A 13,911-nucleotide genomic window follows, 5' to 3' on the forward strand; every position below is an offset into this window, starting at 1 on the left:
GGGTGCTGCGTTTCATAGCCTAAAGATGCTTCACTGGGACCAGCATAACAGACATCCGTTTAATTTATTAAGTTAAAAAAAATCCCCTGGTTTTATGCCAGAGGATTTCAAAATTATATTTAATCAACTTAGTGCTGTAATACCTTAGCGATTTCCTTTTCGATAGATTTGATCTCTTTAGGTTTAAGCTTTTTAGCTGCATCTGTTTTGGCAGTTACTTTATTTTCCAGGTATTTCACACCTACCCTTAAAGCTTTTAATCCGGAAACGCCTTGAAGTTCATCCAGTTCAAGTTCCTCTAAATCATCGTTTAAATAACCTTGCACCTGCATGTATTTAATGTACTCCATATATTCTTTGGCTTCTTCTGGATTGAAATAAACCATGGCAATTTTATGGGGCTGCGTTAAACGTTCGGTGGTACCTTTAACCAATACTTTGTCAATACGTTTTTTAACTACTTCGTAACGGATATTGTAAGCACCTTCTACATCGAAACGACGTTCATCATTCCTGAAGCTAATGTCAATTGCATTAGAGTGGATAAAGATCAGCTGTGTAGTTTCTAAGGCACGAGGCATTTCGCCAATTAATCCTTTCGATAAACGTGCAATATCGACCATGGAGGTTAACTGCCAAAGGCGGATATTTTTGAGGTACAACAAATCGAATGGCCTGTCTGGCGCAATTTCCTGTCCGATATAAATATCGTATTCTACCCCATCTGTTCTGAATTTGGCGAAATAACAAGGGTAAGAAGCCTGTAAATTGGCCTGCGATTTCTCCAGGTATTGACTCACTTCGGTATTGATCAGTTGCATCGAAACTTCCAGCTGCCTGCGGTTGGCAAAACCAGCGCCGGTTTCGGGAACAATAACTTCGAAATAACGATCTACAAACTCAGCTGTTATCGGGTAATTTCCTTTTATAATCGATAAAAAAGGATAAACTTCGATTTCTAAAAACTCGTTCAGTTTGTTTTCTTCATTTGATGAAGCAAAATCACCGATGCGTTTAATCCAATCTTTACAATTGAATAATAGTTTATCGGTCAGTTCTAAAGAAATATGCTTGCGGATGGCCTTTAAAGTATCAATTAAACTGTTTAACTGCACTTCCATGTCATCTTTTAAAGCTTTATTACGCTCTATGGTAGAATTACGGATATCTATTGCACCAAACAATGGATACATATGTTTAAAGGTGATCGTTTCGATTTCCTTTAATTTATGGTAACTGTTATTTTGTTGAAGAAAGTGCCAAACCGCTTCGTTAAATTTCCATTGTACCGATGGTTGCAAAGCCGTAAATTTATCCATCAGCACTTCATCCATTTTGGCATCAAATTCTTCAATACTGTATTGGAAAAGCTGGCCGATTAAAGGCATCGCCGGACGCAACCTCGATAACAATTTATCATCAACCAACACTTCCTCGCTCGAATAAACCTCTAAGACACCTGCCAGCTGGGTATTGTAATACACCGGCAATACCGAATAAGAACAAACTCCTGCTGCTTTTAAAACCCTCAAAAAAGGATCTTTATCAATCTGGTCGTCGTTGATTGAACTCACAAAAATAGACCGTGGGTTTTCTTTATACTTATCAACCAGCGAATAAAAAACCTCTTCTTCGAGATTTGATGATTTTGCCGAATTAATCAGCATACTTTGTGAAAACTCCTGATTATCGAAAACGAGTTTATTGTTAACGGTTAAAAAAGGCATTAAGCCAAATTCAAGTTTTCCGTTTCCGCTAAGTGTTTTTAAAGCGTGGATTACATGCGTATACGCCTCCGTTTGATAATTGTGATTAACCAGGGCATCGCGGATACCATCAATGGCATGCTGCAAGGTCACATCAGTGATAGAAATGATGCTGAATCCTTCAAAATGGAAATTTTGCAGTGGCAAATGCGCTACCAGATACTCCAGTTCGGTTTCGTCCTGGAAATGTTTACCCAGTTCTTCAAAATTAAGCTCAGGCAAATCGCCTTTATGCATAATATCTACAAACTTGGTATCGGTTTGGATATTATAATATTGCGTAAGCTTCGTGTCCTGATTAATGTGCGCATAAATGATCTCATTTTTCAGTACTGAAGTAAAATTATAAAAACGGCCTAAAATAATATTGTAGATAAACTTAAGCTGTTTTTTCTCAATAGGCTCATTGTCTTTAGTTACCTTATTTTTAGGATCATGATCCTTAAAAAATTTATAGAATGCATTGGTGCTAAAAAAAATCTGATCTGGAATTGGGGTACTTAATGCCCAAAACAAATCATCTTCATTATCCATTAAAGGCGTTAGAATAGTAAAAATTAATTCTAAAGTATCTTTATATTGAGATAAATCTTCGGCACTGATGTTGCCAAGCAGCACATCGTCTTTTTCAATTTTTTGAAGTAAAAACCTGTAAAATTCAGATTTTACCGATTTTTCTGTTTTCAACCTGCCTTTTAAATACTCCACAAGCGGACGGAAAGACAGAGATGATTCTACCTGGCAATGTATACATTCGTTTTTATGTAGTTGTATTACATTGGTATTCATTGTATAAGTTTTGCTATAGTGTAAAATTTATAGTTATCTGTTTAATTACTAATTCATTGCAAAGATACACACTCCTAAAAGCAATGTTCGTCTGCTGAACGTAATACTTGGATATTACATCTATTAATATGTTACACAAATTTAATACCTAAAATTAAGCGATACGTATGGATACCAGCCATCAGACGAGTGTCCCATCACAAATCGCACAACTGTGAGTGATGCTGGCGCAAAGTAAACGCCCCCTCCTACACCGTGGTGCCACAATGTAGAGGCTTCATCTCTTTTCCAAACCCTACCTACATCATAAAAACCCAGTAAGCCAACTTGTCCGGGTAAAACATAACTTACTAAATCGCCAATTTTAGCACGTAGCTCTAAATTATTATAAAACATATGCTCGCCGGCAAACCTAAACTGACGGTAACCTAAAAGGTTCCCTTGACCGCCTAAAAATAAAGCCTGATAAAAAGCCGGCTTACCAATGGTTACTCCTCCACCGAAACGATCGGCCAAAATGAAGTTTTTCCGACCATCGAGGTTTTTGTACAGCGCTATACTCGCTGTAAATTGTCCGTAAGAATTAGAATATTTGTTAACGCCTTTATAAGCCAGCAGTTTAAAATCGACATAACTACCCAGGGTTGGCAATAAATCGTTATCACGCGTATTATTGGTGAAATTTACAAATGCACCTGCAAACATCTTTTCGTTCCGAACGGTAAGCGAATCGGATGAATGCAATTGTGATGGATTTTCGATAAAACGGCCTGCATTATCTTCCTGATTAAGTTTATAATATTGATACGATGGACCTACACTAAAAGTAGATTTAGGGCGGCGCCACCGGATGGAGGCATCAACCTGGTAAAGGTTGAAACGCGCACGGTAATACCTGATATCGTCGCCATGTTCGTCAAAATTTGTTTCATTCCCCAGGCCAAAGAAATTCTGCACATTGTTTGGCGCGAAAGCATCAGCTTTTAACACAAAATCGCCCTTACCTAAAGCTTTTAACCACTCTCCTTTATAATTAAACCTAAATGCTTTGGTTGAAAACGAATGCAAAAAGGAAACGGTCTGCGAATTGCCGTAAGGCTGTTTTCTGAAACCAGGATTGGTCTGTTTGTAAATCAAGCCCAACAAAACACCATCATCATTATTGTAACCTGCATTTAACAACCACGAATTCCGGCGATACATATCTTTTGGAATATAGCTGAAATTAGCAGTATCATTAGAGATTATTTTTCTGATTTTATTGGCATCCTCTCCATTATAAGTTGCCTTATCGGTTCTGCCATATAACTTTACAGATCCATTGCTGTTGGCAAAATCGTAAATTTTAGTGCCCTTGCCACCGATAATCCGCAGTTTAATGTTCGAATTTTTATTGTTCAGGATCAGGCTATCGTTACCATTATGCATGTATACCCTGATCTCTTTGGTTACTTTCGGATCAAATTTCCGGTCGAAAAGCTCGTCTTTAACATTACCCTCTTTAGAAATTTTATTGATTTTTACGCGTAAGCCATTATCATCTGCATCAACGATCTGAATCCGTTCATTTTTATTGGTCACTTCGATATCCACAATGCGGTTAAAGAAATGATAATACTGGTTCATTAACTTTGGCAAGGTGGCTATCCGGTTACGCATCTGTGCCAGAAAGGCATCATGGTGTAAGGAATAACTTGGTTTAGGAAGTTTTTTTAGCGCTTTTTCGAAAACGGCATCATTATAATTTGCGCAGAAATCTTTCACAATTTTATCAAATTCGGCCTCGTCGATATTGGCGGTCCAACGGCTGCTGATTTCTCTTCCTTCCCATAAAAACCAATTGATATCTTTTATACCACGCTCATAACCCTGCATCATGGGTAATAAAGAGGAAGATTGTGTGTAACGCTGTAAAAAGCCGTCTGATCTAAAAAATACCTGATCACGATCTCTTGGTACAGGCGAGTAAACCGAACCATCTTTAGTTTTGGTTTCTTTCCAGCGCCATTGGTCTTCATGTCTGTCCCAATCTCCGAGCAACACATCAAAGGCCCTTGCTTTTACCCAGGCTGGTCCGTCTAATCTATTATCGTTATCGTCTGTTAGCTTTTTATCCATTTTTGGAGAACTGTCTGATTCTCCCGTTGGTTCCCTTTCTTCGAACAAACACAAAGTATTGGCAAAAGCCGATTCAAATTCGCCCAGATTATCATCGGGCGAAACCCAGCCAATAATCGGGTTGCTATGCGCAATCCCCCCAGCCTTAGCCAGCTCAGGCACCACTAGCGCCGAAAACGGGTGTTGTGCCGACATGTTATCCTTGATAATATCTTTAGCAAAGGTTTCACGCAATGCTGCAGGCAATAGTACCTCAGGGTATTTCTCTACACTGCGCAACACGTATTCTTTGCCATTTTTATCCTCTAACCGTAATGAACGTGATTGATTCCCCCCGCCGCGTTGTGTCGCTTTTAAGCCACCCATCATTTGGGAAACCCTTAGTACCGGAACTTTTGTTCTTGCAGCATATTCTTTACGGTAATTTTCGCCAAAAATTGCCCGGTGAAAACGACCAACACTATCATATTCGGGTTTAATGCGCACAAAAATGCTATCAGCAGTAATCGGTTTATCTCTGTTTCTTACTTTTTGAGGGATGGTTTCGAACTTTTTAATGTAACTGTAAACCCTTTTAACGCTGGTATCTGAATAAATATAATATTCGTAACGCATATCGTTGTTTTTCAACTGATCAGCAACCACATAACCTTGCTGCATTTCGTGAAATAAAGATGTTTTGCCTTCTTTATTTGGCGATACTTTTGAACCAGATCCACTAATAATCTGCAAGTGTTTTCCTTTAATTAACTGCAGACCGTGTTCATGCCCGGCAACATAAGTTACGTTAGGGTAATCGCCGAATACGCCGGTTACTGATTTAATCATATCCTTATAGGCCGGATGGTTTAAATCTTCAGGACTTAACAAGGTAGAACGAAGTAAAGGATACACAGAGCCCAAAACAGGCAAAGGGATATATAAATTTTTATCTAAAGATGTTAATGGAAAAATATGGTTTCTTAAATTGAAATAACCGCCGTGTGGTCCGTAACTCTGAAATGGATGGTGCGAAGCCAATAGAATAACTTTGTTTTTATTTTCTTCGAGCAGTTGTTCCATTTTGACCAAAACCTCATCTTTTGTCCGGCATTCGCATTCGCCGTTGGGATTTGATTTATTGTATGGGAAAAGCCACCATTCGCTGTCGTAGGCAATAATGGTTAATTTATCGGTTAATTTAATCGCTACGGGATCAGGACATCCGTTTTCGGGTATCAGCCTCAATAATGAATCACCATGTGCTTTAAGGAAATCATCCTGTGCTTTAATTTTGGCCAAGCCCTTAGGACCAGATTTATCCCAGTCGTGGTTGCCGGGAACAAAATAAACCGCAGCGCCCATTTTACGCATAGGCTCGAATTGCGAACGCAAAATCTTTTTAGTTTCTTCTTCTTCTACACTTCCTGGCAGCCCCATTCCAGTAGGGTAAATGTTATCACCTAAATATACTACCGTTGTTTTTTTGGGAAGAATTTGCTTGGCTGCGTTTTTTAAATCCTGCATCTGCGCAGGATTCATTTCGCCTGCATCGCCAAAAAGAATTACACGATATTTTACATCATCCTGCGCTAAGGCAATGAAGTTAATTAAAAATAAGATGGTAAAAAGGGTAAATCTTTTAATCATAGACTCAGCGTTTGTATAAAGATAGTTATTTTAAAATTTAATTTATTTCTCCTTCGGACCGTCATCCTGAATTTATTTCAGGATCTAAAATCAGAAACAATTTAACAATGACCGATTTCGACAGAAAAGTCATCATCGAGTTTTAATTAATTCATAAACATCAGAACTATTGATTCTTTTTGTCCTAAGGCTAATCCTTGCCTCGGCTCGCCGCCGCCGATGGGCTCTTTCTTTTTGATGTCAAAAAGAAACAAAAAACACCGGCTGAAAATTTTTCTTTCAAAGCAACTACTTTGGCTTGTTCTGTGTCTCCCGAAAAATTTGTTAGGCCGGGTTGAAGTGGAACGAGGATACATTGCTATGGCCTAGCGGGGCCTGAATACATATTTATAAGAGAGCGATCTTATATATTATTTACTTTTTCAATTTAAACATTAAAATATTTCCTGCCGATAAAGCACCGCCCTCATTAGAGATATAAAGGTTCTGATCGCGGTCAAATGCAATACCTTCTGGTTGATTAAAGAAACTTCCTTTTAATGGATAAGTGGCTTTAATTTTAAAGTCTGCATCGGTAACGACCAATAATTTATTCATGGACGAAAGCACATACCACTCATTAGTTGATGGGTTTTTAGCCAAAGCAGATGGACGAAATTTGATTTTAGCTTCACCCGATAAGTCTGCGATCTCTTTATATGGTAATGCAAAGGTTCCACTTGCTGTAAATTTGCCATCAGCATATTTAAAGGCATAGATATCGGTTTGATCACTTTTATTTTTCTTAATTTCTTTCGTTAAAACATACACCAGACCTGCTTTCTCATCAGCAGCTAATCCTTCATATTCAGCTTTGGGAACCAGATCTTTGGTTTTAACCACATTGGCCACATCTGGTTTATTAATCTCAGAAATAGGGAATGAATGTAATTCGCCATTACTTTTTAACACAATTACGGTATTATTTAGAATAGCTACGTCTTCGTAATCGCCTTTACCGCCAAATTTGGTGAATTTCGATTCTTTATCAGTTAAACCCAGATGAAATAAATCACCATCTTCGTCCTGTATCGCAAATACTTCTTTCGGATCGCCGTTATGGAATACAATTCCAGAGATTTCGAAAAGATTTTGGGGCATGTTATATTTTACCGGATTTGCTAAATCATAAGGAAGACTTGATTTTTCTCCCCCGCCTGAAGAAACGGTTTCAGTTGAATCACTTTTTTTATTGTCGCGGTTACCATTTACGCATGATATACCTATAAAGGCAAGGGCAATGAGAAAGCCGGGCGCTAAGAAGTTTTTATTGTATTTCATAGGATAAAAATTTAATGTCCATGGTCTGTGTCCTCACAGACCATTAATAAGTAAAATCATGTGGTCTGTGAGGACACAGACCACGGCGTTATAGATTTCTCCATTCCGCTACGCTACAGTCGAAATGACGACTGCTTGGTGGAACTCTAGTCGAAATGACAATCATTTATTTTTTAATAATTGATAAATATCGTGTTGAGACTCGACAAGAGTCCCGCTCCTTTTGACAGGAATATTGTTCATGTTTTCATCTATACAAACGGCCTGCACGTTATCTTGTTTTTGGATTTCGATAATATCTATCATTTCTTGTTTAATCTGCTCATTATAAATCGGAAAGCAAACTTCAATTCTTCGATAGATATTCCGGTTCATCCAGTCGGCAGAACCCAGGTATACATCATTCTTGCCTAAATTGTTAAAAATAAAAATACGTCCGTGTTCTAAATAACGATCTACGATACGGGTAATTTTAATGTTCTCGCTCATTCCGGCTACACCTGGAATCAAGCGACAAATACTCCGCACAATCATATCAATCTTTACACCTGCCGATGACGCCTCGTAAAGTTTGTCGATTAAAACCTTCTCTTCGAGGTTATTCATTTTAATGGTAATACCTGATGGCTTGCCTTGTTTGGCGTGTTCGATTTCCCTATCTATCAAGTTAAGAAAAACCTGCTGTAAATTAAACTGCGCCACCAGCAAATGATTAAATTTAATCAGATCGGCTGAGGTGGGTTTAACCCTTTTGGCCAGAAAAATAAAAAGCAGTTCTACCTCACGTAACATCTCTTTATTGGCTGTCATTAAAATATGATCCGTATAAAAAGCGGCTGTACTTTCATTAAAGTTTCCGGTGGAAAACAAACCAGAATAGCGCATTCTATTACCAACCTGGCGTTTCACTAAGGCTACTTTGGCATGCACTTTTAAGGCGGTTACACTGTAAATAATATCTACACCAACTTCCTTCATTTTTTTGGCCCACTTGATGTTGTTCGCTTCATCAAAACGGGCTTTAAGCTCCACCAAAACAGTCGCTTTTTTGCCGTTTTTTGCAGCGCTGATTAAAGCATTTACAATTTTCGAATCGCTGGCTACGCGATAAAGGGTAACATAGATTTCCCTTACTTCAGCGTCAATAGCCGCTTCGTTAAAAAAACGCAACACGCTATCATAACTCTGGTAAGGCGTATGTACCATAATATCGTTTTTATAAATGGCTTCGGTTAACGATCCATCTATCAAATCGGTATTGCATAGTTTTGGCCAGTTTTGGTTAGATAATTTTGGCGAATTGACAGGAAAACCCATAAAATCTTTCAGGTTATGGTATTGTCCGCCTTCCATCCTGTTGGCTTTTTTCAAATTAAAAAGCTTTTTAAGGAGTTCGAAAACATTGGCCGGTATACCTGGCTGGTGGAGAAAACGTGTAGCCAAACCCGAATCGCGTTTTAACAATTGTTTTTCCAGCTGCTCTGATAAACTGCCCGAATATTCGTCTTTGAGATCTATTTCGGCATCCCGGGTAATTTTGAAACTATAACATCCGGTAACTTCACCTTCCGGGAAAATACGGTCTAAATGAAAACGTACGATATCATCCAGAAAAACAATAAAAGTCTCATCTCCAGTTTCCACCTTATAGAAACGGGGAAGCTGGTTGGAAGGGATATTTAAAATAACCACTTCTGCATCTTCCTTCTTTTTTAGTGTAATCAGAAAATACAGCTCATTATTTGAAGGAAAAAAGTTCGTATTCGCATTAATGTAAACGGGCTGCAAAAAAGCCATTACCTGACTTAAAAAGTACCGGGTTATATTTTTCTGAATTTCTGCGGGGAATGCCTGCCCGTAAATTAAATTGATCTTATTTTCTTTGAGCAGGGGAATAAGATCTGATTTAAGTACTTTACCGTAGCGCTGTTGCTGTTCTGAAATCAGCTGATTGGCTGTGCTCAGCAAATTATCGTCAATCTGAATATCGTTATCTTCCTTATTGCTTAATTTTTCTAAAGCGAGTAATACCGGCATCCTTACCCGGTAAAACTCATCGAGATTGGAGGAGAATATAGACAAAAACTTAATGCGCTCTAAAAGCGGAACAGTGTTTCGCTCGGCTTCCATTAAAATACGCTCGTTAAACTTTAACCAGCTTAAATCTCTGTTAAAAAAAGAGGTTTCGACTATCTGTTCCATTAAAGTTTACCGTAAGCTGCGTAAGCAATTACAAATGCCAATACTGCTGCAATTAAGCCAAACATGAAAATATTATAAGCCAAACGGATCAGTTTATATTTCCGGCCTAAAACTACACCCTGCGAGTAAACATCAGTAATGAGGGTTCCATATAAAAAATCTTTATCGTTCATCACCTTAATCATACCATCGGTATAACTGGGTAAGCTCATTTTATAAAAGTTGCCGAAAAACAATAAATTCACCTTTTTCTTATCCATATCTTCCTGGGTGAATTCTCCCTTCGGAATAGATGGACGGGTTGATAAAATAGATACCACCACACAGGTTAAACTCACCAATAACAAAATAAAGGTAGGTATAATCAGGTTGCCGTGATCTTCTAGCCGCCTTAACAATAAACTCACAATCAACGAAAGCATGATCGAATTTACAGTGATGAGGATATGTGCTTTATTATCAGCCATGTCGCTCAACCGCTGGTTGTTGGCAGAAGTAATCCTGAACATGGTTTCGATACCCTTATCCGGTCTGTCGTCTTTATCCTTCTTCTTTTTGCCCTGTACCACATTAGGTGCAAAGTTTTTAGTTTCGGCCAGTTCCGTACTGATTTCCTCCTGCGCCGTTAATTTACTTTTCAGTTTACTGATATTTTTTTGTTTCTGATCGCTCAGTAGTAAAGTGGCATAATCGGTATGGTAATGATGAGATTCCATAAACTGGATATCTTTTTTGCGCCAATCTAATTTACTGATATCTTTTTTATAGATCAGTTCATTTTCCTTGTGCATTAATTTACCCTTTGCTCTGAAATCGGCCAGGCCTAAATGGAATAAATCTGCATCGCAAAGGATTTTATCAATTTCATTTTTGGGTTTCTGGGGAATTTTAGTGGCCAGTATTGCACTTTTAACGTGATCACGGATTTCCTGATTCACCTGATGTTTGGCTAAAAAATGATCAGCCAGTTCGGCTCCTTTTGCTTCGTGGTTTAATGCATCTTCAAAATACCCTGTATCGTGAAAATAGGCCGCAACGGTTACGGCAAAAAAATCCTGCTCATTTAGCTGGTAATGATTGGCAATTTGCTGCGCAGCATTAACCACTTCCTGCGTATGTTCGAGGTTATGATATACCAGACGGGGATCGTTATGGGTATGGAAGTAATCGCCAACGTGCTTTTCTACATCTTCCTGCAATTGTTTATAGTTCATGAGCATATTGGGGTTGCGATAATTTAATATGTTGAAGGAAATGCATTTCTTGAAAATCTTTAAAACTGAAAAATCGTGTTATTATTTATGATTATAAAATTACGCTAATTTTTTAAAAACAACACTGATCTCCCCTCAACAATAATAATGCCTTGTTTATTTTACAATAAGATTTAGAAATGGCCCGGTTTAAAACTATAATCTGACTAAGAAAGTTTATTCTTGTTAAAAAAAGATAATAATTTGATATAAATAGCCTACTTATTAAAATCTGAAAGTTCTAATTTGCATCTTTTAAATTCATGATTGATCACCTATAGTATTTTAATCTGATGCCAATAGCCCAAACTTGAATGATCAAAAATTCAGGATATGAAATATAAAAACATTCAAGTACCTGCGAGTTTGAATGCTTTATCTAAAAACGGATTACAACCGATCATTTATCTGATACAAAACCGAAGCCGGCAGCGCACAAAAACCTATATAACAGATTTTTACACATACAAAGATTTGCATTGCTTTTTGTACCTGTACTTATCTTTATTACAACTATTTTGGAATATTTTTACGATTAAAACCAGATCGGTCAATAATCCCGATTTCTTAATAGCAGGTGCAGAAAGCATCACCTAAACTTTTTACCCAAATAAATAATGAAAAGAAAAAACACATTTTTTTTTTTACTCTCGATGGCAATAGGTCTGAATAGCTTTGCGCAAAAGACGATAGAAATTGCTACAAAAAACAATGTACTCATCCTGGAAACAGATCGTGATAATACCTTATTATCGACATACCTTGGCAAAAAATTGGAGAATGCGGGCGAATACCCAGGCATACAGGCATTGGATAAATACAAACCTGGCTCTGACGATCTTTTAAATAAACGTGAAGCTTATATTGCCTCAGGCTCACTTAATTTATTAGAACCTGCATTAACCGTAACCCATGCTGACGGGAACAAATCGACGGTATTGACATTTTCAGATGTAAAAACCGAACAGCTGGATCAGAACAGAAAGTTAACCAGCGTTATCCTTAAAGATTTAAAATACAATTTTCAGGTTACACTAAAATACCTGGCCTATTTTAATGAAAACGTGATCGAGCAATGGGCAGAAATTGAACATAAAGAGAAAGGCACCGTAGTGCTCAATAAATATGCTTCCGCAAATCTGACCTTAAGTGGAAAAAAATTCTTTCTTAAAAACCAATATAGCGGTGCTACACGCGAAATGCGATCGGAAGAGCAACAATTGCTGCATGGCATAAAAACCATCGATTCGAAATTGGGGACCAGAACAAATTTGCTTCATTCTTCTTCTTTCATGGTTTCGATAGATCAGCCTGCCACTGAGGATATGGGTGATGTAATTGCAGGCTCGTTAGCGTGGACCGGCAACTTTAAATTAGATTTTGAAACTTTCGACGAATATTACCTCAGGATAACTGCCGGAATTAATAATTTTTCGTCGAACTATACTTTAAAGGCCGGCGAAAATTTCGTTACTCCCCGCTTTATTTATACCTATTCATCTGCAGGAAAAGGTTTAGCCAGCAGAAATTTACATGACTGGGCCAGAAACTATCAAATATTAGATGGAAAAGGCGAAAGATCTACCATATTAAACAATTGGGAAACCACTTATTTCGATTTCAATGATGAAAAACTAAACGAATTAACCAAGGATACCAAAAAATTAGGGGTTGATGTTTTTTTACTGGATGATGGCTGGTTTGGCAATAAATATCCACGAAATGGCGCCACGTCTGGTTTGGGCGATTGGCAGTATAACAAACAAAAATTAAAGAACGGCATTAGTGCTTTAGGTAAAGAGGCCACTGCAAGTGGTGTAAAATTTGGCATCTGGATAGAACCAGAAATGGTGAATCCTAAAAGTGAGCTCTATGAGAATCACCCTGATTGGATTATCAGACAGCCGGAAAGAAAAGAATATTATATGCGCAACCAGCTGGTGCTGGATTTAACCAACCCTAAGGTCCAGGATTTTATTTACAAAACGGTTGATGATATTTTTAAAGAAGTACCGGAAGTGGCTTTTATTAAATGGGATTGTAATTCTTTAATATACAATGCAAACTCTCCTACTTTAAAAAACCAGGATCATTTTTATCTGGAATATATCAGGGGATTAAACAGCGTGCTGGATAGGATTAGGAAAAAATACCCTAAAATACCGATGATGTTATGTGCCGGAGGAGGTTCGAGGGTAGATTATGCTGCGCTACAACATTTCACCGAATTTTGGCCGAGCGACAATACCAATCCATACGACCGCATCTTTATTCAGTGGGAATATTCGTATTATTTCCCTTCCATTGCTGTAGACAACCACATTACCGATATGGGTAAACAACCCATTAAATTTAAAACAGATGTGGCCATGATGGGAAAACTGGGATATGATGTACGGGTAAATGAGCTCAGCAAAAATGATTTGCTTTTTAGTCAAAATGCGGTTAAAACCTACAATAGTTTTAAGGATATTATCTGGCATGGCCAGCAATACCGTTTACAGGATCCTTACGAAAACAAAATAGCCTCCATTGCCTATGTAAATGAGGCTAAAGACCAGGCTATTGTTTTTAACTATCATGTGGCAACCCTTTTTACCAATGGTGTGATCTTACCGATTAAACTAAAAGGATTAGACCCTGCTAAAAAGTATAAAATAGAAGAAATTAACCTGTACCCGGGGGCTAAATCGCCAATTGATAGTACTAAAGTTTACTCCGGAGATTTTTTAATGAAAGTAGGCTTTAATCCGGAAGCAAATGCCTACAGAACAAGTGTGGTTTTAAAGATACAGGCCATTTAGCATTTCCAAAAACATCAACATGATATTAAG

At 37.8% G+C, this 13,911-nt stretch carries 7 protein-coding genes; 2 read left to right on the forward strand and 5 right to left on the reverse strand.

Annotated elements, in window-relative coordinates; all coding sequences use genetic code 11:
- Window positions 1–128 precede the first annotated feature (128 nt).
- From AC04QZ_RS05445 to AC04QZ_RS05465, 5 genes are all read right to left on the reverse strand, one after another.
- Window positions 129–2,555 carry a hypothetical protein gene (locus AC04QZ_RS05445; RefSeq protein ID WP_086546727.1) on the reverse strand — a complete coding sequence of 809 codons (2,427 nt, stop codon included), beginning with the start codon at window positions 2,553–2,555 and terminating at the stop codon, window positions 129–131.
- Window positions 2,556–2,696: 141 nt separating this feature from the next.
- Window positions 2,697–6,302, reverse strand: a complete 3,606-nt coding sequence (locus AC04QZ_RS05450; protein WP_478356886.1) for a BamA/TamA family outer membrane protein — start codon at window positions 6,300–6,302, stop codon at window positions 2,697–2,699.
- Window positions 6,303–6,716: 414 nt separating this feature from the next.
- A complete protein-coding gene (locus tag AC04QZ_RS05455) occupies window positions 6,717–7,622 on the reverse strand; it encodes an SdiA-regulated domain-containing protein (RefSeq protein ID WP_478356887.1) in 906 nt (301 codons plus the stop codon).
- Between the two features lie 162 nt (window positions 7,623–7,784).
- Window positions 7,785–9,824 (reverse strand): polyphosphate kinase 1, encoded by a 2,040-nt coding sequence (gene ppk1 / locus AC04QZ_RS05460; RefSeq protein WP_478356888.1) that lies wholly within the window; start codon window positions 9,822–9,824, stop codon window positions 7,785–7,787.
- A complete protein-coding gene (locus AC04QZ_RS05465) occupies window positions 9,824–11,038 on the reverse strand; it encodes a Pycsar system effector family protein (RefSeq protein WP_086546730.1) in 1,215 nt (404 codons plus the stop codon). Before AC04QZ_RS05465 ends, ppk1 begins: the two co-directional genes overlap by 1 nt.
- A 372-nt stretch (window positions 11,039–11,410) precedes the next feature.
- Here AC04QZ_RS05465 and AC04QZ_RS05470 point away from each other — a divergent pair, with 372 nt between their 5' ends.
- Both AC04QZ_RS05470 and AC04QZ_RS05475 read left to right on the forward strand, forming a co-directional pair.
- Window positions 11,411–11,674: a hypothetical protein gene (locus tag AC04QZ_RS05470; RefSeq protein ID WP_478356889.1), complete on the forward strand. Its 264-nt coding sequence runs from the start codon at window positions 11,411–11,413 to the stop codon at window positions 11,672–11,674.
- Window positions 11,675–11,694: 20 nt separating this feature from the next.
- The gene (locus AC04QZ_RS05475; protein ID WP_478356890.1) at window positions 11,695–13,881 is read left to right on the forward strand and encodes an alpha-galactosidase; all 2,187 of its coding nucleotides are present in this window, start codon (window positions 11,695–11,697) and stop codon (window positions 13,879–13,881) included.
- Window positions 13,882–13,911: the final 30 nt, after the last annotated feature.

It is taken from the genome of Pedobacter folensis (assembly GCF_056490665.1).

Bases quoted from the DNA above. Each gene is read 5' to 3' on its own strand.
- AC04QZ_RS05465 (WP_086546730.1), bottom strand. From the start codon at position 11,038: ATGAACTATAAACAATTGCAGGAAGATGTAGAAAAGCACGTTGGCGAT.
- AC04QZ_RS05455 (WP_478356887.1), bottom strand. From the start codon at position 7,622: ATGAAATACAATAAAAACTTCTTAGCGCCCGGCTTTCTCATTGCCCTT.
- ppk1 (WP_478356888.1), bottom strand. From the start codon at position 9,824: ATGGAACAGATAGTCGAAACCTCTTTTTTTAACAGAGATTTAAGCTGG.
- AC04QZ_RS05475 (WP_478356890.1), top strand. From the start codon at position 11,695: ATGAAAAGAAAAAACACATTTTTTTTTTTACTCTCGATGGCAATAGGT.
- AC04QZ_RS05445 (WP_086546727.1), bottom strand. From the start codon at position 2,555: ATGAATACCAATGTAATACAACTACATAAAAACGAATGTATACATTGC.
- AC04QZ_RS05470 (WP_478356889.1), top strand. From the start codon at position 11,411: ATGAAATATAAAAACATTCAAGTACCTGCGAGTTTGAATGCTTTATCT.
- AC04QZ_RS05450 (WP_478356886.1), bottom strand. From the start codon at position 6,302: ATGATTAAAAGATTTACCCTTTTTACCATCTTATTTTTAATTAACTTC.